The sequence below is a fragment of the Gemmobacter sp. 24YEA27 genome, assembly GCF_030052995.1.
Lineage (GTDB): Bacteria > Pseudomonadota > Alphaproteobacteria > Rhodobacterales > Rhodobacteraceae > Pseudogemmobacter.
In genome coordinates, this window is sequence record NZ_JASJPW010000001.1 from 2075259 (window position 1) to 2091356 (window position 16098).

General features: G+C 59.8%; 27 protein-coding genes. 11 read left to right on the top strand and 16 right to left on the bottom strand.

The window, feature by feature from the left end:
• The 6 genes from QNO18_RS10325 to QNO18_RS10350 are packed head-to-tail and all read right to left on the bottom strand — an operon-like array spanning position 1 to position 2222.
• The gene (locus tag QNO18_RS10325) at positions 1-1002 is read right to left on the bottom strand and encodes a tyrosine-type recombinase/integrase (protein ID WP_283177595.1); all 1002 of its coding nucleotides are present in this window, start codon (positions 1000-1002) and stop codon (positions 1-3) included.
• On the bottom strand, positions 999-1184 hold the full coding sequence (locus tag QNO18_RS10330; RefSeq protein ID WP_283177596.1) for a hypothetical protein: 186 nt from the start codon (positions 1182-1184) through the stop codon (positions 999-1001). The genes QNO18_RS10325 and QNO18_RS10330 overlap by 4 nt, the downstream gene beginning before the upstream one ends.
• Positions 1184-1399 (bottom strand): hypothetical protein, encoded by a 216-nt coding sequence (locus QNO18_RS10335; RefSeq protein ID WP_283177597.1) that lies wholly within the window; start codon positions 1397-1399, stop codon positions 1184-1186. The genes QNO18_RS10330 and QNO18_RS10335 overlap by 1 nt, the downstream gene beginning before the upstream one ends.
• A gap of 3 nt (positions 1400-1402) precedes the next feature.
• A complete protein-coding gene (locus tag QNO18_RS10340; protein WP_283177598.1) occupies positions 1403-1603 on the bottom strand; it encodes a hypothetical protein in 201 nt (66 codons plus the stop codon).
• Positions 1600-1953: a hypothetical protein gene (locus QNO18_RS10345; protein ID WP_283177599.1), complete on the bottom strand. Its 354-nt coding sequence runs from the start codon at positions 1951-1953 to the stop codon at positions 1600-1602. Before QNO18_RS10345 ends, QNO18_RS10340 begins: the two co-directional genes overlap by 4 nt.
• Positions 1950-2222: a hypothetical protein gene (locus QNO18_RS10350; RefSeq protein ID WP_283177600.1), complete on the bottom strand. Its 273-nt coding sequence runs from the start codon at positions 2220-2222 to the stop codon at positions 1950-1952. Before QNO18_RS10350 ends, QNO18_RS10345 begins: the two co-directional genes overlap by 4 nt.
• A gap of 155 nt (positions 2223-2377) precedes the next feature.
• Here QNO18_RS10350 and QNO18_RS10355 point away from each other — a divergent pair, with 155 nt between their 5' ends.
• Entirely contained in the window at positions 2378-3130 is a 753-nt protein-coding gene (locus QNO18_RS10355) for a hypothetical protein (protein ID WP_283177601.1), read from the top strand.
• Positions 3131-3196: 66 nt separating this feature from the next.
• The gene (locus QNO18_RS10360; protein ID WP_283177602.1) at positions 3197-3511 is read left to right on the top strand and encodes a hypothetical protein; all 315 of its coding nucleotides are present in this window, start codon (positions 3197-3199) and stop codon (positions 3509-3511) included.
• A 101-nt stretch (positions 3512-3612) separates the two neighbouring features.
• Here the strand turns inward: QNO18_RS10360 and QNO18_RS10365 are convergent, their stop codons facing one another.
• From QNO18_RS10365 to QNO18_RS10385, 5 genes are all read right to left on the bottom strand, one after another.
• Positions 3613-3786, bottom strand: coding sequence for a hypothetical protein (locus QNO18_RS10365; RefSeq protein ID WP_283177603.1), 174 nt, complete (start codon positions 3784-3786; stop codon positions 3613-3615).
• 459 nt (positions 3787-4245) lie between these two features.
• A complete protein-coding gene (locus QNO18_RS10370; protein WP_283177604.1) occupies positions 4246-4416 on the bottom strand; it encodes a universal stress protein in 171 nt (56 codons plus the stop codon).
• A 120-nt stretch (positions 4417-4536) separates the two neighbouring features.
• Positions 4537-5265, bottom strand: a complete 729-nt coding sequence (gene istB / locus QNO18_RS10375; protein WP_283177605.1) for an IS21-like element helper ATPase IstB — start codon at positions 5263-5265, stop codon at positions 4537-4539.
• Positions 5265-6764 carry an IS21 family transposase gene (gene istA, locus QNO18_RS10380; protein WP_283177606.1) on the bottom strand — a complete coding sequence of 500 codons (1500 nt, stop codon included), beginning with the start codon at positions 6762-6764 and terminating at the stop codon, positions 5265-5267. Before istA ends, istB begins: the two co-directional genes overlap by 1 nt.
• A 78-nt stretch (positions 6765-6842) precedes the next feature.
• A complete protein-coding gene (locus QNO18_RS10385) occupies positions 6843-7196 on the bottom strand; it encodes a universal stress protein (RefSeq protein WP_283177607.1) in 354 nt (117 codons plus the stop codon).
• Positions 7197-7366: 170 nt separating this feature from the next.
• Here QNO18_RS10385 and QNO18_RS10390 point away from each other — a divergent pair, with 170 nt between their 5' ends.
• The 8 genes from QNO18_RS10390 to QNO18_RS10425 all read left to right on the top strand — a co-directional run bounded on the left by QNO18_RS10390 (position 7367) and on the right by QNO18_RS10425 (position 11706).
• Positions 7367-7975 (top strand): putative metallopeptidase, encoded by a 609-nt coding sequence (locus tag QNO18_RS10390; RefSeq protein WP_283177608.1) that lies wholly within the window; start codon positions 7367-7369, stop codon positions 7973-7975.
• A gap of 33 nt (positions 7976-8008) precedes the next feature.
• A complete protein-coding gene (locus QNO18_RS10395) occupies positions 8009-8536 on the top strand; it encodes an NUMOD4 motif-containing HNH endonuclease (RefSeq protein WP_283177609.1) in 528 nt (175 codons plus the stop codon).
• 304 nt (positions 8537-8840) lie between these two features.
• The gene (locus tag QNO18_RS10400; RefSeq protein WP_283177610.1) at positions 8841-9266 is read left to right on the top strand and encodes a DUF2280 domain-containing protein; all 426 of its coding nucleotides are present in this window, start codon (positions 8841-8843) and stop codon (positions 9264-9266) included.
• Positions 9263-9487 (top strand): hypothetical protein, encoded by a 225-nt coding sequence (locus tag QNO18_RS10405; protein WP_283177611.1) that lies wholly within the window; start codon positions 9263-9265, stop codon positions 9485-9487. Before QNO18_RS10400 ends, QNO18_RS10405 begins: the two co-directional genes overlap by 4 nt.
• A gap of 235 nt (positions 9488-9722) precedes the next feature.
• Entirely contained in the window at positions 9723-9995 is a 273-nt protein-coding gene (locus tag QNO18_RS10410) for a hypothetical protein (RefSeq protein WP_283177612.1), read from the top strand.
• 64 nt (positions 9996-10059) lie between these two features.
• A complete protein-coding gene (locus tag QNO18_RS10415) occupies positions 10060-10422 on the top strand; it encodes a hypothetical protein (protein WP_283177613.1) in 363 nt (120 codons plus the stop codon).
• Positions 10422-10880 carry a hypothetical protein gene (locus QNO18_RS10420; protein WP_283177614.1) on the top strand — a complete coding sequence of 153 codons (459 nt, stop codon included), beginning with the start codon at positions 10422-10424 and terminating at the stop codon, positions 10878-10880. The genes QNO18_RS10415 and QNO18_RS10420 overlap by 1 nt, the downstream gene beginning before the upstream one ends.
• Before the next feature lie 46 nt (positions 10881-10926).
• On the top strand, positions 10927-11706 hold the full coding sequence (locus QNO18_RS10425; protein WP_283177615.1) for a hypothetical protein: 780 nt from the start codon (positions 10927-10929) through the stop codon (positions 11704-11706).
• 6 nt (positions 11707-11712) lie between these two features.
• Here QNO18_RS10425 and QNO18_RS10430 read toward each other — a convergent pair whose 3' ends face one another.
• The 5 genes from QNO18_RS10430 to QNO18_RS10450 all read right to left on the bottom strand — a co-directional run bounded on the left by QNO18_RS10430 (position 11713) and on the right by QNO18_RS10450 (position 15297).
• Positions 11713-12006 (bottom strand): hypothetical protein, encoded by a 294-nt coding sequence (locus QNO18_RS10430; RefSeq protein ID WP_283177616.1) that lies wholly within the window; start codon positions 12004-12006, stop codon positions 11713-11715.
• A gap of 11 nt (positions 12007-12017) precedes the next feature.
• Positions 12018-13073 carry a type I restriction enzyme HsdR N-terminal domain-containing protein gene (locus tag QNO18_RS10435; RefSeq protein WP_283177617.1) on the bottom strand — a complete coding sequence of 352 codons (1056 nt, stop codon included), beginning with the start codon at positions 13071-13073 and terminating at the stop codon, positions 12018-12020.
• Positions 13074-13232: 159 nt separating this feature from the next.
• Positions 13233-13745, bottom strand: a complete 513-nt coding sequence (locus QNO18_RS10440; RefSeq protein WP_283177618.1) for a hypothetical protein — start codon at positions 13743-13745, stop codon at positions 13233-13235.
• Positions 13746-13932: 187 nt separating this feature from the next.
• Positions 13933-14292, bottom strand: a complete 360-nt coding sequence (locus QNO18_RS10445) for a nucleotide-binding protein (protein WP_283177619.1) — start codon at positions 14290-14292, stop codon at positions 13933-13935.
• A 270-nt stretch (positions 14293-14562) separates the two neighbouring features.
• A complete protein-coding gene (locus QNO18_RS10450) occupies positions 14563-15297 on the bottom strand; it encodes a hypothetical protein (protein WP_283177620.1) in 735 nt (244 codons plus the stop codon).
• A gap of 93 nt (positions 15298-15390) precedes the next feature.
• On the opposite strand from QNO18_RS10450, the gene QNO18_RS10455 reads away from it, so the two are divergent.
• Positions 15391-15747 carry a DNA adenine methylase gene (locus QNO18_RS10455; RefSeq protein ID WP_283177621.1) on the top strand — a complete coding sequence of 119 codons (357 nt, stop codon included), beginning with the start codon at positions 15391-15393 and terminating at the stop codon, positions 15745-15747.
• Positions 15748-16098 lie beyond the last annotated feature (351 nt).

Consider the following 16098-nt stretch of genomic DNA (forward strand, 5'->3'; position numbering starts at 1 on the left):
TCATTCTTGTTCCGTTCCGCGCTTGATTTGTGCAGCCTTTGCTCGCGCTTTTTGGCGCGCCGGACCCGCATACTTTGCCACCATCGCGCTGGTTTTGTGTCCGGTGATCGAAGCGATCAACTCGTCGCTGCATCCGGCCATTGCCAGTTCAGCAGCGGCGGCATAGCGCAGTCCGTGAATATCGTATTTCTCTGCGCCGATAGCCTCGCGCACCTGTCTGACAGCCTTTGCAGCTGGAAAATATGTGAGGGCGCGTCCTTGGGGCCCCCATGCGCAGATCGTAAGCCCAATGCGCGGTGTTCCGTCCAAGAGCGCCCTCAGGCGCGCGGTAAAAGGCACCCACAGGCGCGCACCGGTCTTTCCCTGTGTGACATTGATCCCGTCGCCCTCGATATCGCTCCACCGCATTTTCAGCACATCCCCGATGCGCTGACCGGTGCCAAGTGCAAGCTCGAAGATCAGCAGTGCGCGCCCGGTGGCTTTGGCGCGATAGGCGTCGATCATGTCTTGCGGCCATGCCTCTCGAGGCGGTGCACCTGATTTCAGAAGGCTCACGCCTTTGGCCGGGTTATCCTCTCGCCAGCCCTGGTCAATCGCGTGCTCGAACAGGATCCGCAGCACCTGCACGATGTAATTGGCGAATCGGACGGTTTCGGAGTTGGCATCGCGCGCCCGGATCACGTCCTTGCGCTGCATGCCGGACACGTCTAACGCTCCCAGCTTGCTTTTGATCCAGACCAGCACCTTGTCATAGTCGCGCGCCGTGCGAGGGGCGAGGCCTCTGTAGCGAGGACTGGCGTGGTAGGATTGGATCAGAGCCGCAAATGTGCGCCCTGTAGCGGTCTGCGGTGCCACCAGTGCGCCGTTGAGGATCGCAGCGTATTCCAGCGCAAATTCCTTTGTGCCGGGCTCGGAGTTTATGCGCACGGTCTTCCAGCCGCGCCGCTGGAAATACAAGCCATTCGGCTTTTGGTAGACATGGGCGGGCAGGGCGCGCTTCAACGGCTGAAATCCACCATGTCAAAGGCATCGGGTTTGCCGCCTTGCGATCCGGGCGGGATGATCTCCATGAGGCCGGTGTTGGTATCCCACTGCACCTTGCAGCCCATGGCAATCATTTCCTTCATCACGGCGAGTCTTTCGCTCGGCTTCACTGTCGGCCTGATCTGCTGATGCGCCCCCATCATCCGCCCCCTTTCTCTTGCGCGGCGGCGCGGGCGAGGCGCCAAGCGAGGACTGGCAGCCAAATCAGCAGGATCAGCGGGAAGGCGACCCAGTTCGTCGGCATCCACCAGACGATCTTGCGCCGCGAAACCCGAGTGTTGCCGAAGAAGAACGGTATGCCATTCTCTCGCCAGAACAGAGGGATATTGAAACGGCCGCGTTCGAAATAGTACATCCCCTATTCCCCCATCTTCGCGAGCGCGGCGCGGCGACGTTGCTGGCGCGTCTCATGATGGATCTGAGCCGGCTTCTTTGCCGCCCTGGCCTGCGCGCGGTGCGCTTTGCCCTGGCCGGACTCTGGGGTGTCAAATTCCCACATCGGCAAGTCGTCTATTACAATGGTGGCCAAGGGCTGCTTTTCCCGTTCCAGCCCGCTCATCCCTGCATCCCCCGATAGGCGCGGAGGATGGCGAGAAGCCAGGCGCGGGCAGGGCAAGACAGCCCGGCGTAAATCCATCTGTTCAGATACACCTCTGCCTGATAGCCGCCGGCGTCTTCGTCCTCCATCAAATTGAAGTGGCAGTCTTTGCTCAGTAGGGCCTCATGCAGTGCTTTCGCGGCGTCGAGGGAGCCATTATAGGCGAGGAACACGGAATTGCGCTGCTCAGCCGTAAGCCCTGTCTTGTAAGCCCAATGCCCGCTTACCACACTGCATCCGTGGAATATTGCCTCTGGAAGCGCTCCCGCTTCCACCGCGGCGATCAGGTCATCAAGCGCGCGGTCAGTCATTCCCCGCCTCCATGTCTTTGGCGCGGGATAGGATGGCGTCTCTGACGATCTCGCGCGCGGAGCCGATTTGCGGCTGTGACAGGGGCCGCATCCATCAGGTTAAGCGCCATCCGCATCCCCTCAGCCACCTTGGCCCGGTCGCGGGCGTCACGCTCTGCGGTCAGGCGGGCGATCTCGGCTTGGGCGTCAGAGAAGCGCACATACTCGCCATCATCGTACGTATACATCCAATATTCATCGTATTCGCCATTCTGGTCATACCGCTGCATTCCGCCCCTCCTTCCGTTTGTCGTGAGAGGCTAGGGCGTCGCGCAAATCCTCGGCGCTATCCAAGAGAATGCCCAATTCACTCTCGGTGTTTTCGAGATAGTTGAGGCCCCGCCGTCCTGCCTTCGCCAGCTCATCCTCTCCCGCCCGGGCCTCGGTGAGTTGGGCGGTCAGGATGGTCTTTTCTTCGTTCAGCGCGTCGGCCTCCAAGACAAAGCTGTCCCGTTCCGCCGTCAAGCGACTTGCCGCCGCCCTCACCGCGCAGCCCGTGGCGCAGGAGCCGGTCGCGAATGATCCGCATCGTTTTGCCGTGGTGCACTCTGACTACAGTCGCCCGTTCCTACTTGGCGCTTACCCCACGCTTGGGAATGCGGTCAAAGCGCAGTGCGGCAGTCCTGAAAAATGGCACATCTTCGAGCGGCACCTCGCCCATCCCGCCACCCCCGCGCCGGTAGAGGCGGGGCTGATCCGCGACGCGGCCCGCTATCGCTGGCTGCGTGAGCGTGATGTGGATGCCATCGATAAGGGCGGCGTGTTCGCGGGCATGACGCCTCAGAACGTGGTGCTGTCTCTCGAAGATCTCGACGCTGCTGTTGATGCAGCCCGCGCCCAATCCGCCCCTGTGGGCGAGAAGCCGGTCGCCCCTGATCAGGCCTGTGCTTGCTGCGGCTATTTCTTCAATGACATCAACCCCTGTAAATGCGGTCAACGCCTTCCGTTCCTGCATGACGCGATGCTGGGGAAGTTCGACCGCAAGGACGGACCGCCGCGCTTCAATGCGCTTTATGACCGACTGGAAAGCCTGGGCCGCTATGCGCAGCGTCTGCGCTTCAACACCGCGCTGTCGGCCGGGCGCCTTCCCGAGGAAATCGACGCCTATCTGGGCGAGCGCAGGGAGATGAGACCATGAGCGCCGTGGATCTGCTGCCGTGCCCGTTCTGCGGGGGTGATGCAATTACAACCACCTCAGTCGTAGATGATCAGGTTTTGCACGCGCATTGCACCATCACGCCATGCAGTCTGCCTGAGACTGCTGGCGCCTGTCGACGCGATGCACGCTGACGCCGCCAGCCCGGCGCCTGATGACCGTGATCCAGCGACCAAGCAGAGACATGCGGTGGCGGCATGGACCAAGCTGGAAAACTGGCTGGGGCAGGGCGACAAGATTTCCGCTGGCATGACTAAGCGCGTGGTTCTGGATGATGTGCTCTGTGCAGATCCGGCTGGACTCATCGAGAGCTTGCGCGATGTGTCGCACGGGCTCAAAGGGCGAAAGTTCCCCAGAATCTAAATGCTTGACGATGAGTCCAGAATTTGCCATTTTGGCATAATCGCGGGTCGAGTTCCGCAGGTGAGCGCCCGGAGGAGAAATCCCGCCGGGCGCTTCTCATTTTAGCCTCGGTGCCCGCTCTCGCGATTTGCCCCGCCAGCATTGGGCTCGTTCGTGCGAGGAGCCTTGTTCGGGTTGAAGGGCTGGGCAGCGTTGCCCATCTTCTGTTTCTGCGCCTCTTCCTCGACGTTGAACTTCGTATTCTCGGCTTCCTTGTCGAAATCGGGTTTTGTCATAGCGTCCTCCTATCGATGTGAGGTCAACCAGATCGCACAGCCAAGGGTTCCGAAAAGTCTGATCACGTTTTCATGGGCCCGCACCTCCCTCGGCCACTCCGTCAACCGGAACATCTCCGATGGGCCACAGTCATGGAACCGTCCAGATGCTCACCGACCACGGTCACGCTCTGTTCGGTGTTGATCGCCTTTGCGGGCCGACTATTCGTGACGGTGGCTTTGGTTGTGACCTTGATGGCGGAGGCGGCGGCGATGGAAGCCGCCTGGGCCGGTAGCGCCGGAATCTGCGAGGCATTCCGTTCATCCTTCCTGTTCGGTTGGAGCGAGTAGCGATTACCTCGAAGTCTGCCACGAGCGCTGAAGGAGTCAAACTTTGTTAAGGGCTGATGCGGGCCCGCAGGCCGCGAATGCGGGCAATCGGGCTTGCACAACATATATCAACGCAAGAAGATCTCGGGATTATTGGACTATGAGCACGGGCAGTTTGGTGCCTGCAAGAACTTCTGCTGCCTGGCTGCCCAAAAGCAGCTTTGTTAAGCCTCGCCTGCCTCGCGACCCAATGACAATCAGATCGCAGCCCAAATCCTCGGCTTTCTCGTAAATTGCTACTGCCGGGGTGTCAATCGGCATCCAAACGGGCCCCCTGATCGGCGTCCAAAAGTAACCCCTTCGGCGCGCGGGTGAGCAGGCCCGTGGCGGCGTAGCTTTTCAGCTTGCGCAGCCGACGCGGGCCTGCGTTTTGGAGGGTGTTCAGACTCGGGTTTTGATGCGCCAACTGTCGTTGCCGGTCTCGACGATGTCGCAGTGGTGGGTGAGCCGGTCGAGCAGCGCGGTGGTCATCTTTGCGTCCCCGAAGACGGTCGGCCACTCCCCGAATGCGAGGTTGGTGGTGACGATGACGGAAGTCTGCTCATAGAGCTTGCTGATCAGATGGAACAGCAACTGGCCTCCGGATTGGGCGAATGGCAGGTATCCGAGTTCATCGAGGATAACGAAGTCGAGCCGCATCAGATGTTCTGCAAGCCGGCCCGCCCGTCCAGCACGGGCCTCGGCCTCCAGCCTGTTCACCAGATCGACGACATTGAAGAACCTGCCCCGGGCACCATTGCGGATGACCGCGCGCGCGATGGCCACAGAGATATGGGTCTTGCCGGTCCCCGTGCCACCAACCAGCACGACATTGCGCTGTTGGCTGAGGAACTCCCCGCTGGCCAGATCTCGCACCAGGGTCTCGTTGATCGGGGTGTCATCGAAGGTGAACTCCTCGATCTCCCGGGCATAGGGCAGCTTGGCGGTGGTGATCTGGTATTTGACCGACCGCGCTTTCTTCTCGTTGATCTCGGCGGCCAGAAGATCTCCAACGATCTGGCGGGGTTCATGCTGGCGGCGCACAGCCACCGCCATGAGTTCATCATAAGCGGCGCGCATCCCGTAGAGCTTCAGCTCGCCCATTGCGGCCATGATGTCAGCACGATCCATCAGCTGGCCCTCCGCAGCAGGTCATAACGGGCGCAGTCCGCCACCGGTTCGTGGGTCAGGCGCAAGGCCGGGGAGGTCAGCAGGAGAGGCGGCGGTTCGGGATCGCGCCTGCGGGATATAATATTGAGGATCACATCGGCAGAATGGACACCTTGCGAGAGGGCTTCGGCGCATGCCTTTTGCACCGTAGGCATCCCTTCCGTCAGCACGGCGCCGAGGACCTTCACCATCTGGCGGTCGCCATCTGATGAGCCCTGCAGCTTACGGCGGATCTGTTCGAGAGCTCCGGGAAGAACCCAATCCTTGAACGGTGCGCCGTTACGCAGCGCTCCGGGTTTACGAAGCAAAACAGGCACATAATGCCAGGGATTGTAGACCGTTCGGTCTCGGCCGAAGTGGCGCGGGTGGTCTCCGACCAGTCGGCCCTCCTGCCGGATCTCGATCCGCTCAGCATAGGCCCTGATCTCGACCTGCCGCCCGACAGCCGTTGCCGCAACCGAGTATTTGTTATTGTCGAAGCGCACGAGGCAGGTCTTCGACACCGCCGCAGGCAGCGAATGGAACCCGTCGAAGCGCCCGGCATAGGGAACAAGGTGTGGGCGCTCTTCCTGGAAGACCTGCCAGACGGTTTTGTCCGTCAGCTCCGGATGCTTGCTGGTTCTGGCCGAGGCGATGCACTTGTCCAGCAGCCAGGCATTCAGTTCCTCGTAGCTTTTGACCCTGACGCGCGGCGCGAAGAACCGCTGGCGAACTGTGCCAACTTGGCTCTCCACCTGGCCTTTCTCCCAACCCGCAGCAGGGCTGCAGGCAACAGGTTCTACCAGATAATGGCTGACCATCTGTAGGAACCGACGATTGTAGAGACGCTCTTTGCCGGTGAAGATGGTCTCCACCGCTGTCTTCATGTTGTCGTAGATCCCGCGGGTGCAGGTGCCCTTGAAGAAGGCGAAGGCCCTGTCGTGGGCATCGAACAACATCTCCTGCGTCTCGCGAGGATAGGCCCGCACGAAGAACATCCGGCTGTGACACAGGCGAACATGAGCCACTTTGATGGTGGTCGTCGCCCCATCAATGACCACAACCTCGTGGCTCCAATCGAACTGATAGGCTTCGCCGGGCGCAAAGCTCAGAGGCACGAAAGCGGAAGAGGCACCCCAGCTCTGATTGCGCGCCCAGTTCGAGGCGTAGCGGCGCACCGCGTCATACCCACCTTCATAACCGAGACCGCTCAGCTCTTCGTAGATCTGTGTCAGAGACTGCCGTTCCCGGCTGGCCCGCGCGGCGTTGACCTCAAGCAGCCGGTTGAGTTCACCCAGCCAGGCACCCAGCTTCGGGCGCGGCTGCACCGTCCGGGTATAGGTGAACTCGGTAATCCCGGTGCGGACCACCTTCCGCACCACCTTCTTCGACAGCTTCAGGTCACGGCAGATCGTCTTGATCCCCTTGCCCTCGGTGAAATGTAGCCGCCTGATTTTTGCTATTGTCTCCACGATCAGCATCCCGTGCTCGGCCTCCGATAATCATCGAAGGCACAATGGACCCAACCCCCGGTCGGTGGGGTCCCTTTTGGACGCCGATCACCCCAGAAGCGGGGTCCTTATTGCAAGCCGTTCAACAGCCGGGGCACTGTCTGGAACATAAACAAACTCAGGGTTTACGCAGCGGGTTTCCGCAAGGGGTTTTAGATCCGCGAAAATGCTGTCGGCACGTGTTGAAAGAGCAAGCCTTGCTTCATCTTCGCGGTCACGAAAGCTGAACTCCTCGGCATAGAAATAGCTGCTGTAGGATTCTGACGCGTGAACAACGGTCAGGCGGGCCTCGAGGGCTTTAGCCATGTCAAATGCTACCGTGACCCCCCTCAGTGCCCAGTCCGATCCATCTGTCGCTGTGAGTATGTGCCTGAACATCACTTCCTCCATGGCGTTGAGCATGGGGCGCGAGATCGCCGGATCTTACCCCAGCTGCTGCAGCATATCAGAAATTACTCGCGGAGTCATGGCCAGCCTGACACCGCCGAGAGCTCAACTTAACGAGGCAGGGCGCACATCATAGGGCAAATACCATGGGAAAGCACTCGTCAGGGCCGGGCGCTGGCCGCCCCATGCCGCCGCTCGACCAAGTTGAAGGTCTGGAAGCATGGTTCGCTCCGGCGCTCGAAACGGAAACATGGGCTCGAAGCTCGTTCATAGACGACGGTGCGCCGCTCCATAACGAGGATCACGCCCACCTCCAGAACGCCAGCATCGGCTTCCTCTGGACCAACGTGGAAAACGCCAAGAAGGGGCGACTGGTCATCGGCACCGCTGAGCCGGGTACACCGCAAGGGGCCATGGGCAAGTGGGGGCGCGCAAAGGCAGTGATGCAGATCGAGCAATGGTTCGGCTCTGTGCCGGATTTCATCATCACCATCGACGCCAACTGGTGGCTGCAAGCCTCGGATGCTGAGGCCTGCGCGCTGATCGAGCATGAGCTTTCACATTGCGGGCAAGCAACCGACGAGTTCGGCGCCCCAAAGTTTAACCAAACCACAGGCCGCCCGGTGTTCACGATGAAGGCCCACGCCTTTGAGGGCTTTGTCGGTATCGCTCGCCGCTACGGTGCAATTGAGCCTGGGGTCCAAGAGTTGATGGAAGCGCTCCAGCAGGAGCCAATCCTGTCAGTGGATATGATCGGCGTGGCCTGCGGGTCCTGCCAATCCAAGATCGCTTAGAGCCCAACAAACGACAGGCCGGAGGGAATGCGGTTGGCACAACAGCCTTCTGTCGCCGAAGAATGGCGGCTTGTTCCTGATTGGCCCGAGTACAGCGTCAGCAGCTTTGGCCACATCCGCAGGAACGACACCGGCAGGATGCGGTCCGCCATCCTGATGAAATCTACCGGGTATCTCGTCATCACGCTCACACGGATCGGTCGCCGGCAGATGCTGGCCATTCACCGTCTTGTTGCGCTGGCGTTCCTCGGAGAGCCACCCGAGCCAGGGATGCAGGTCAACCATAAAGACTCGAACCGGGCGAACGCGCGCCTGGACAATCTGGAATGGGTGACGGTCTCGGAGAACATCCTCCACGGATATCGTTCTGGGCGCTGCAATGCGACGGGCGAGGCAAACGGCTATTCCAAACTGACGAATGCCGCAGTGATCGAGATCCGGTCTCTGGCACGCAGCGACCGGCAGAACTTCGAGGACCTGGCAGATCGCTTCAATGTCTCAAAGGCAACGATCTACGATGTTGCAGCGCATCGGACATGGAAGCACGTCCGAGCGGCATGATCCCACCAACGCCGGGCCAGAGATCGCGATGGCCGATATCGCGCAGTGCTGCGGGGCGTGTATGAGGCTTTAACGCCCTAGCGCTTTTGCGACCCCGCTCACGGTGTCAGCCTTGAGCGCAATCGGGTCCATCTGGACGCTAATTGCGTTGAAGCAATAAGGGCACGAATACGTGACACCCTTGTAGCTGGCTGATCCGACCTTGATGTCCATTGTGTCGCCACGAATGTAAGTCATCATCTTCTCACACTTTGGACACTTGCTGGCCATTCTGCATTCCTCCGTTGGTTGACAGGACTTTGACATGGCCGGTGATGGAGTCAAACTCTCCGACGAGGTGAAAACCTATATCGTGCAGGCGGTGGCTTGCTTCGATCCACCATCTGCAGTCACGGCCGCCGTCAAGAAAGAGTTCGGCATCGACGTCAGCCGCCAAGCGGTCGAGGGGTATGACCCAAACAAGCGCGCGGGGCGCAACCTGTCCAAGCGCTGGCGGGCCATTTTCGAGGAAACCCGCAAGACCTTCCTTGAGGACACCGCCTCTATCGGCATCAGCCACCGCGCCGTGCGGCTGCGGGCCCTCCAGCGCATGGCGGACAAGGCCGAGGGGCAAGGCAACATGGTGCTGGCATCCTCGCTGCTGGAACAGGCGGCCAGCGGGCCATCGCTGCTCAGTTCAATGACCGCTGGTTGCCTGGTGTCACCTTCGACCCGCCAACGGAGGCTGTGAAACACGCCATCTCTGAGGCTGCGCTGATCGAGGCGGTGACGCCAGGGTCATTGAATTCCGCACCGCCGGACAAGGTGCTCACCGTGGCAGGGAAACTGTCCTGGACGCTTACGGGCGGCAAGCCGGGTACCGTCGCCGGGAAGCTGCCGGAGAATATCGAGGGCCTGCTGATAGGGCTGATCGAGCCGGTTGGCGCTGAGAACGGGTGGAGCTGGGCGTAATCCAGCCCGTGGCGTTCATTGATAAGCGAAAGGTGATTTGTCCGCCTTCCGGAGCGGCAGTAACCTGTTCTGGTTGGGAGACTGAGCCTCCGTAGGGAGCAACGGTTCCGCAGGCCTGACGTGTGCGTACTTCGATGCAACCCGCTCCGGAGTGATGACATTGAAAGCTTCTCAAATCTGGCCGTCCATAGCTCTTGTGCTTGCGCTTGGCGCGCCAGCGTTCGCACAGGCTGTGATGACCGACGACGCGAAGATGACGCTTTACACCTTCGACAAGGACACGGGTGGGAAATCCTCCTGTTACGACGACTGCGCTGCGAAATGGCCGCCATACCTGGGAAAGGCGGGCGAAGATAAGGGCGAAGGCTGGACGCTTGTTGAGCGCAAAGACGGCACCCACCAGTGGGCCTATGACGGGAAACCGACCTACCTCTACGTCGAGGACACCAAGGCCGGTGATGTAATGGGCGATGGAAAGGGTGGCGTCTGGCACGTCATCAAGGACTGACCGACCCGAAAATCGACAAGGTGGCCTCGCAAGCTGCGAGGCCATTTGTTTTGTGGAGTTCGACATGGCCGAGAACTGGAGCGCCATCGACGCGGACGTGCGGGCCGGGCTTGGTGATGTCGGCAATACCCTGGCCATCACACGCACGATCCCCGGCACACCTGACCCGGAACAGCTTTGGCTCGATGTCCCAGACGATACCGCAACCGAGATAGTCCCGCAGTTCGGTGAAGGATCTGGCAAATATCGCTCTGGCGAAACGGTCGTTACAACGGATTTCGAGTTCATGATTGCGGTGCCGAAGGTGCTGATGCCTCAGGAGGGTGACCTCATCACCGCTGGCGGCGAGACTGCGATCATCGTCAAGGTTGAGCCGTTCCCGGCAGGCGGGCAGCCGGTCTATTTCACGATCTGGGCAGATCGCTGATGGCTCGCCGTGACCGCCAGTCGCAGCTGTTCCGCGACCTGATCGCGCGACTGTCGCCGGAGATGCAGCGGGCAGTAATCACGGCTTGGGAAGATATCCGGGCCAGCATCGATTGGATCGGTCTGAAGGAAGCGCTGGAGCGGCAGGACGTTGACCGGGCCATTTCCGCGCTGAACATCGAGCCCGCCGCTTTCGAGGCATATCGGGCCGCCGCAACATCTGCCTATGCTCAGGGGGGCGCGCTGGCGGCGACCACCATCAATGCGCCCGCCGGCTCGCGGGTTTCTTTCCGCTTCGACATGACCAATCCCCGCGCTGAGGCATGGATCAGCCAGAATGTCGGGGAGATGATTACCGGCCTGGCTGACACTGCAAAGGATGTGGCGCGGCAGTCGATCCTGACCGGCTATCAGGCTGGGCGGCACGGCCATCGCAAATGCGGCTTCCCTCGCCACTGAGCTTTGGGACGCGGTACGGGCAAAAGGTGCTCTGACCGCTACCGCGGTGGATGCCGCTGGCAACCCGGTTATTCCGGGGCTCGGTGGGGTCAAGCCGAATTGGCGCGAAAACACGGTGGATCTGGGCGACAACTCCAAGATTGGCGGTGGTGGCGGTGGAGGGAGTTCAGACCGCCAATCAGGCCTTGAGGCGCTGATCACGGAATTTGCGACCGAGCGGGAGCTGATTGAAGAGTGGTACGGCACCCGCCAGGCGCTGATCAACAGCTATACCGATCAGGAGCTTGATTTCCTTGGTGGGAAACATGGGGCGATTGAGCGGTTGGAGGCAGAGCATCAGGCGCGCATTTCGGAGCTGCGTCAGCAAGAGCAAAATCAGCAACTCGGCTTTTACTCCGGGTTCTTCGGAAACATGGCAGCAATAGCTCAGGCCGGCGGTGATAAGCTTTTCGCTGTCATGAAGGCGTTCAGCATCGCTCAGGGGCTGATTAACTCGTATCGTGCCTATACTGAAATCCTAGCCGATCCAGCTCTCATAGGGCGGCCATTCCTGCGTCAGGCCTTGGCATACAGCGCGCTTGGCGCGGGCCTTGCGCAAGTTGCCGCGATGCGCCGTACCTCTGTTGGGGGAGGCGGTGGTGGTGGGGCCGGCAGTGGATCAAGTTCGGGTGGCTCGGCGGCATCCTCTGCTCCTGAGGCACCCCTGCGTGTTAGCGCTGATGCGTTCGACCCGGCACAGTTTTACACGGGTGAAGCCGTACAGAAGTGGTTTGATGCCATCCAGAAAGAGGCCGGGAACCGAGGAATCACCTGGGTTCCCGTTTGAGGTCAATCACTTAACGCACTTGAAGATGGCGATGTTCTTGGCTGCCACATGGTACATTCCGTTTTGGGGCTGATGATCCATCCGACGATCAAGATACTGAACCTTGCTGCCGCACGTCGCTTGAGCTTTCACTGCGGCGGCGTCGATCTGAGCTTGCTTTTGCTCTTCCGTGCCGTAGGCAAAGGTGTCTCCATACATCTCGATCTCGGCGGTCGCGCCGTTAAATGAATGGACCGCCGTCTCGGTGCTTACGCACCCCGCGAGAAGCGCCATCGCGGCAAGAGTTAAAGTAGGGCGCATAAGAAATCCTCTCAGGGGGCAGGGTATTTGATGGCGGTTTGGCGCAAGCGTTCCGCATACTTGTAAATGTCGTCCAAATCGTCGATTGCAATGCGCTCTTCGGCTTCACCGTCGAAAACCCCAAGATACTTTATTGAACGGTTGAAATGCAGACGCGCTAAGGGACGCCGGTTGTTGTCGTCGGCTAGGATCCCGCAGTACGATTTCTGATCTCGCATAACCACGCGAGCGGGTTTCATGACCGCCGATACGATGGCTTTGACGATCAGGAAGGCTTCCGCCTCTTCCGGCGTGGTCACGATCTCGCCTTCGGGTTGGGCTGCGGACTCTTCAAGCGGCTCCGTTGGGGCTTCTGTTTTTGCGAGGGCTGACGACAGTCGATCCTGAACAGATTCCCGGATCACTTCACGGAAGGCGGATTTTACCAGTCCGCGGTACTGGTCGATGACAGCGGCGGTAAAGCGGCCTTCATGCACGCTCGAAGCCAGAAGGCGGATGAAATCCTCGCTGGGGCTGTCGATCTGCTTGTTGATCTCCGCCTTGAGGGCGGAGGTGTACTTAAGGCGCTCAGCGTTCGCGAGGATGCCATCCACATCGAAGCCGGCCTTCTCGAACTTCTTTAGTTCAGCCAGAACCTGGCTGTTTGGTTCCGATATGTCGAAGGTGAAGAAAGGGCGGGTGTCGAGCTTGTTCGGCTCTTCAAGATCGCTGTGAAAGTGGAAGAAGCGTCCATTGGTCAGAATGGCGAACTTCGCACTTGTGACGGAGAAATACCGGTAGAGCTGAGCCAAATGCACTTTGTCGAGGTTGGTGCTGATCGGCTTACACTCGATCAGGATGCGGATCTGATCATCCAGCTTGATCGCATAATCTACCTTCTCGCCCTTCTTCCCGACGGCGTCAGCGGTGAACTCGGGGATCACCTCGCCAGGGTTGAAAACGTCATATCCCAGTGACTGGAGGAACGGTAGGACAACCGCAGTTTTGACGGCTTCTTCAGTCAGCATCGTATTGGCATGCTGCTGAACTCTATCGGTCAAAACCTTAAGTGTGGCGTCGATGGACATAAATTCCTCCCTGATTCCAATCCCGCCATGGTCGGCGGGCGGGGATCGAGGAGTCAACCAGCGCGTGTGTGTTTGGCTAAGCGCCGAATAGGCAGTCTCAGCGCTTCAACCTATTGGCTTCGGGCAGCTGCTGAGCAACGGCGCCCAGCAGCCTAAGCGTTACGACTTCTTGGCTTCTTCGACAGCAGCCATGCAGCCAGCTTCGTCGCCGGCCGCGAGGGCAGCACGGGCTTTCTCTACCGCTGCCATATGTGCCTCAGATTTTTCGGCAGTTTCACCAGACGCGCCGTCGGTTTTGGCTGTTTCAGCAGCAGTGGGCTCGCCCTCTTGTTGAGCCTGCGCATCATCTCCTGAGGTTGCCAGATCGTCCGGGGTCTCGAGAGGAGCCGTTGTGCCATCCTTGGCGATGCCTTCCGTGGATCCGGTATTGCCGTCCGCTTCCGGCTGAGCCTCAGACATCGTGGAGTCGGCAGGCTGATCGCCGGATGAGGCCCCGTTTTCGCCGGTTTCAAGCGGCGCAAGCGATCCATCCTTTGAGATGCCTTGCCCAGAAGTACCGGCATCAGGGCTGTAGCCCAGTGCGGCCAATTCTGCTGTGCAGTCTGCCTGTGCCGAAGCGGCCGATAAAACGACTGCGGCGGCGCCGCACAGTATTCTCATATGAGCGTTCATTGTGTGCCATCCTGTCTGTCGGCGGAATGCCGGTGTGACACAATCGCTGAACCGCTTGCATGTTCCGAGGAAAAGACGATGTGTACTGCAAGCCACCGGGTGGCGGGAGCGCTACGATAAAGACGCGCTCCTTGCCGTGGCCCGTACACTGCGGATGGAAATCAACCGAGGCTTGCGGTGTATCCTATCAGCGAACCACAATCTGGGATGGGCTGGTTACCACGATCTGCGGCTTGCCGCGGTAATCCTTTACCGTGCCTGTGATCGAGACGGTTGCGCCTTGCAGTGAACCGACACCGGAGAAAGCGCCGGAGCTTTTGGCGAAGATGATCCCGTAAAAGGTGTGATTGGGATACCGTCCGCCCATGTTGATGAAGGTGTTGCCCGACTTCTTGTCGTAGTGAACCTGGCTGACAGTGCCGGTCACGGTCACCGATTGCCCGATATATGCGGCAGCTTCAGCAGGTCGAACGTCTTGCGCTGAAACGGCGGCTGGGGTCGCGAGGGCGAGGCACACGGCGAGCGCGATGCGCGAAAACAAGGACATGAAAACGGGCCTTTCAAATAGGTGACGGCCCGTATTCCGAAGCCATGATGGCCAATGTGTGAAGAGAACAAGGCGAATTGAGACAACCGGCGCGCGTGGCGCAGATGGGTGCACCACTCATCATGTCGTCGCGCGAGATCGCTGAGCTTTGCGGCAAGCAGCATAGCCACGTTTTGCGTGACATCGAGAAGATGCTACAAGATCTTGCTCAGTCCAATTTTGGACCCAGTGATTTTCAGGGCACCTACAAGGACGCCACGGGGCGAACCCTTATACGCCGCGCAGGTTGCCAGACAGCACCAGATAAGCAGAGACCAAAACTCCTGACGTGATCAGGTGATAGACCATTGGCTTGTCGGTATCATTTGGCAGCTGGATGGCATTGGTCGGCGTCAAAATGACGCCATCGATATCCAGCGGCAAATATGCGTTGGCGGCGGCATTGCTAAACCGGACAGACGCGCCACCTGGCCCGACGATGAGTGTCAGCGTCATCGGCACCGGTGTCGTCCCTGTACCCGGTATCGAGAAACCCTGCCCGTAGGGGCTGCCACCGCTGATCTGACGATATGGGCCGAACTCGTCGCTTGCACCGCCGGCAAGGATATAATCGTTGGCGACAGCCGCATAATTGATCACATCCGGGCAAAACCACAAAGGGGCATCGCGCTCAGAATACGGGTTGCGGCTCACGCCACCAATGATGCCGCGCGCCACCTCGCCGGTGATCAGCGGCAAGTCCCGTGCAAGTCCCGGCATCCCCACCAGCTGCGCCCCGATGGGCGACACAGAGGGATGAACCAGCGGAGTGCGTCGACGGGCAAAATGTCGGATTGCGCTGTCGGTCCGCCCACTGCGCCCATCAGGACTGACGCCCGTGATCTGGCACAGGAGGCTGTAGAGGATCGCATAGCCGAGATTGTTCGGATGGATGGCATCACCACCCGCCGGCAGGAAGGTGCCCGCTGCGGCATTGACGCTGATGATATTGTAGTAGATCGGCATCAGCCGCTCGACCGCAGCATCACCATCCGCGAGACCTGAGGCCGCATGCCAGTCCACCACGGTGATAGGATCAATCTCTCAACGCTGGAGCCCATGCTCGAAGATTTGCACAGCCGCCTTTCGGGCGTGGTGATCGAATGTCTCGACTGGTCGGCCTTCATCCCGCGCTACGATGGGCCGGACACATTATTCTATGTGGATCCGCCTTACTGGGGCTGCGAGGATGATTACGGGAAACGGATGTTCGAGCGGGCGGACTTCCAGCGTCTCGCCGACCAACTGGCCGGGATCCGGGGCCGGTTCATCCTCTCGCTTAACGATGTTCCGGAGGTCAGGGCGGTCTTCGCGGCCTTCGACATTGACGAGGTAAAAACCACCTACACGATCAAACGCTGCGACAGCGAGGGGGCGGCGGAGCTCCTGATCTCGAACTGTCAGGAAGCCGCCTGACGCTTAGCTGACGACAGTGATCCTGACATTCAAACTGTCGAATTTCCGGTCACAGTTCGAACGAAGGCCCGTTCGCAGCTCTATAGCTCGAGCGGGCCATATTTCTTTGGGAATTAACTGCGGTATGTCCCGCCTATCTGAAAGAGTGACCAGCGGTCACAGTTCGCCGCGTCGTAGGGTGATCGGCCTCAGATCATTGCCAGCGGAATCGCTCGAGATGCTTTGGTGAAAAGCCATTTTAGTTCTGTATGTTAGCCGTTGCGCGACAATGTCGACTAGATGCCGCACGTTTGTCGATCAGGTGAGCGATCACCAGCCCCATATCGCTCATTTTGCCCACTCAGATTTCAT

What these genes read in the sequence shown, in the direction of transcription:
- QNO18_RS10440 (WP_283177618.1), bottom strand. Translation starts at nt 13,745, where the DNA reads ATGAACGCTCATATGAGAATACTGTGCGGCGCCGCCGCAGTCGTTTTA.
- istA (WP_283177606.1), bottom strand. Translation starts at nt 6,764, where the DNA reads ATGCTGATCGTGGAGACAATAGCAAAAATCAGGCGGCTACATTTCACC.
- QNO18_RS10370 (WP_283177604.1), bottom strand. Translation starts at nt 4,416, where the DNA reads ATGCCGATTGACACCCCGGCAGTAGCAATTTACGAGAAAGCCGAGGAT.
- QNO18_RS10330 (WP_283177596.1), bottom strand. Translation starts at nt 1,184, where the DNA reads ATGGGGGCGCATCAGCAGATCAGGCCGACAGTGAAGCCGAGCGAAAGA.
- istB (WP_283177605.1), bottom strand. Translation starts at nt 5,265, where the DNA reads ATGGATCGTGCTGACATCATGGCCGCAATGGGCGAGCTGAAGCTCTAC.
- QNO18_RS10350 (WP_283177600.1), bottom strand. Translation starts at nt 2,222, where the DNA reads ATGCAGCGGTATGACCAGAATGGCGAATACGATGAATATTGGATGTAT.
- QNO18_RS10410 (WP_283177612.1), top strand. Translation starts at nt 9,723, where the DNA reads ATGACCGACGACGCGAAGATGACGCTTTACACCTTCGACAAGGACACG.
- QNO18_RS10365 (WP_283177603.1), bottom strand. Translation starts at nt 3,786, where the DNA reads ATGACAAAACCCGATTTCGACAAGGAAGCCGAGAATACGAAGTTCAAC.
- QNO18_RS10430 (WP_283177616.1), bottom strand. Translation starts at nt 12,006, where the DNA reads ATGCGCCCTACTTTAACTCTTGCCGCGATGGCGCTTCTCGCGGGGTGC.
- QNO18_RS10415 (WP_283177613.1), top strand. Translation starts at nt 10,060, where the DNA reads ATGGCCGAGAACTGGAGCGCCATCGACGCGGACGTGCGGGCCGGGCTT.
- QNO18_RS10335 (WP_283177597.1), bottom strand. Translation starts at nt 1,399, where the DNA reads ATGTACTATTTCGAACGCGGCCGTTTCAATATCCCTCTGTTCTGGCGA.
- QNO18_RS10360 (WP_283177602.1), top strand. Translation starts at nt 3,197, where the DNA reads ATGATCAGGTTTTGCACGCGCATTGCACCATCACGCCATGCAGTCTGC.
- QNO18_RS10455 (WP_283177621.1), top strand. Translation starts at nt 15,391, where the DNA reads ATGCTCGAAGATTTGCACAGCCGCCTTTCGGGCGTGGTGATCGAATGT.
- QNO18_RS10445 (WP_283177619.1), bottom strand. Translation starts at nt 14,292, where the DNA reads ATGTCCTTGTTTTCGCGCATCGCGCTCGCCGTGTGCCTCGCCCTCGCG.
- QNO18_RS10400 (WP_283177610.1), top strand. Translation starts at nt 8,841, where the DNA reads ATGGCCGGTGATGGAGTCAAACTCTCCGACGAGGTGAAAACCTATATC.
- QNO18_RS10390 (WP_283177608.1), top strand. Translation starts at nt 7,367, where the DNA reads ATGCCGCCGCTCGACCAAGTTGAAGGTCTGGAAGCATGGTTCGCTCCG.
- QNO18_RS10345 (WP_283177599.1), bottom strand. Translation starts at nt 1,953, where the DNA reads ATGACTGACCGCGCGCTTGATGACCTGATCGCCGCGGTGGAAGCGGGA.
- QNO18_RS10435 (WP_283177617.1), bottom strand. Translation starts at nt 13,073, where the DNA reads ATGTCCATCGACGCCACACTTAAGGTTTTGACCGATAGAGTTCAGCAG.
- QNO18_RS10385 (WP_283177607.1), bottom strand. Translation starts at nt 7,196, where the DNA reads ATGCTCAACGCCATGGAGGAAGTGATGTTCAGGCACATACTCACAGCG.
- QNO18_RS10340 (WP_283177598.1), bottom strand. Translation starts at nt 1,603, where the DNA reads ATGAGCGGGCTGGAACGGGAAAAGCAGCCCTTGGCCACCATTGTAATA.
- QNO18_RS10450 (WP_283177620.1), bottom strand. Translation starts at nt 15,297, where the DNA reads ATGCCGATCTACTACAATATCATCAGCGTCAATGCCGCAGCGGGCACC.
- QNO18_RS10420 (WP_283177614.1), top strand. Translation starts at nt 10,422, where the DNA reads ATGGCTCGCCGTGACCGCCAGTCGCAGCTGTTCCGCGACCTGATCGCG.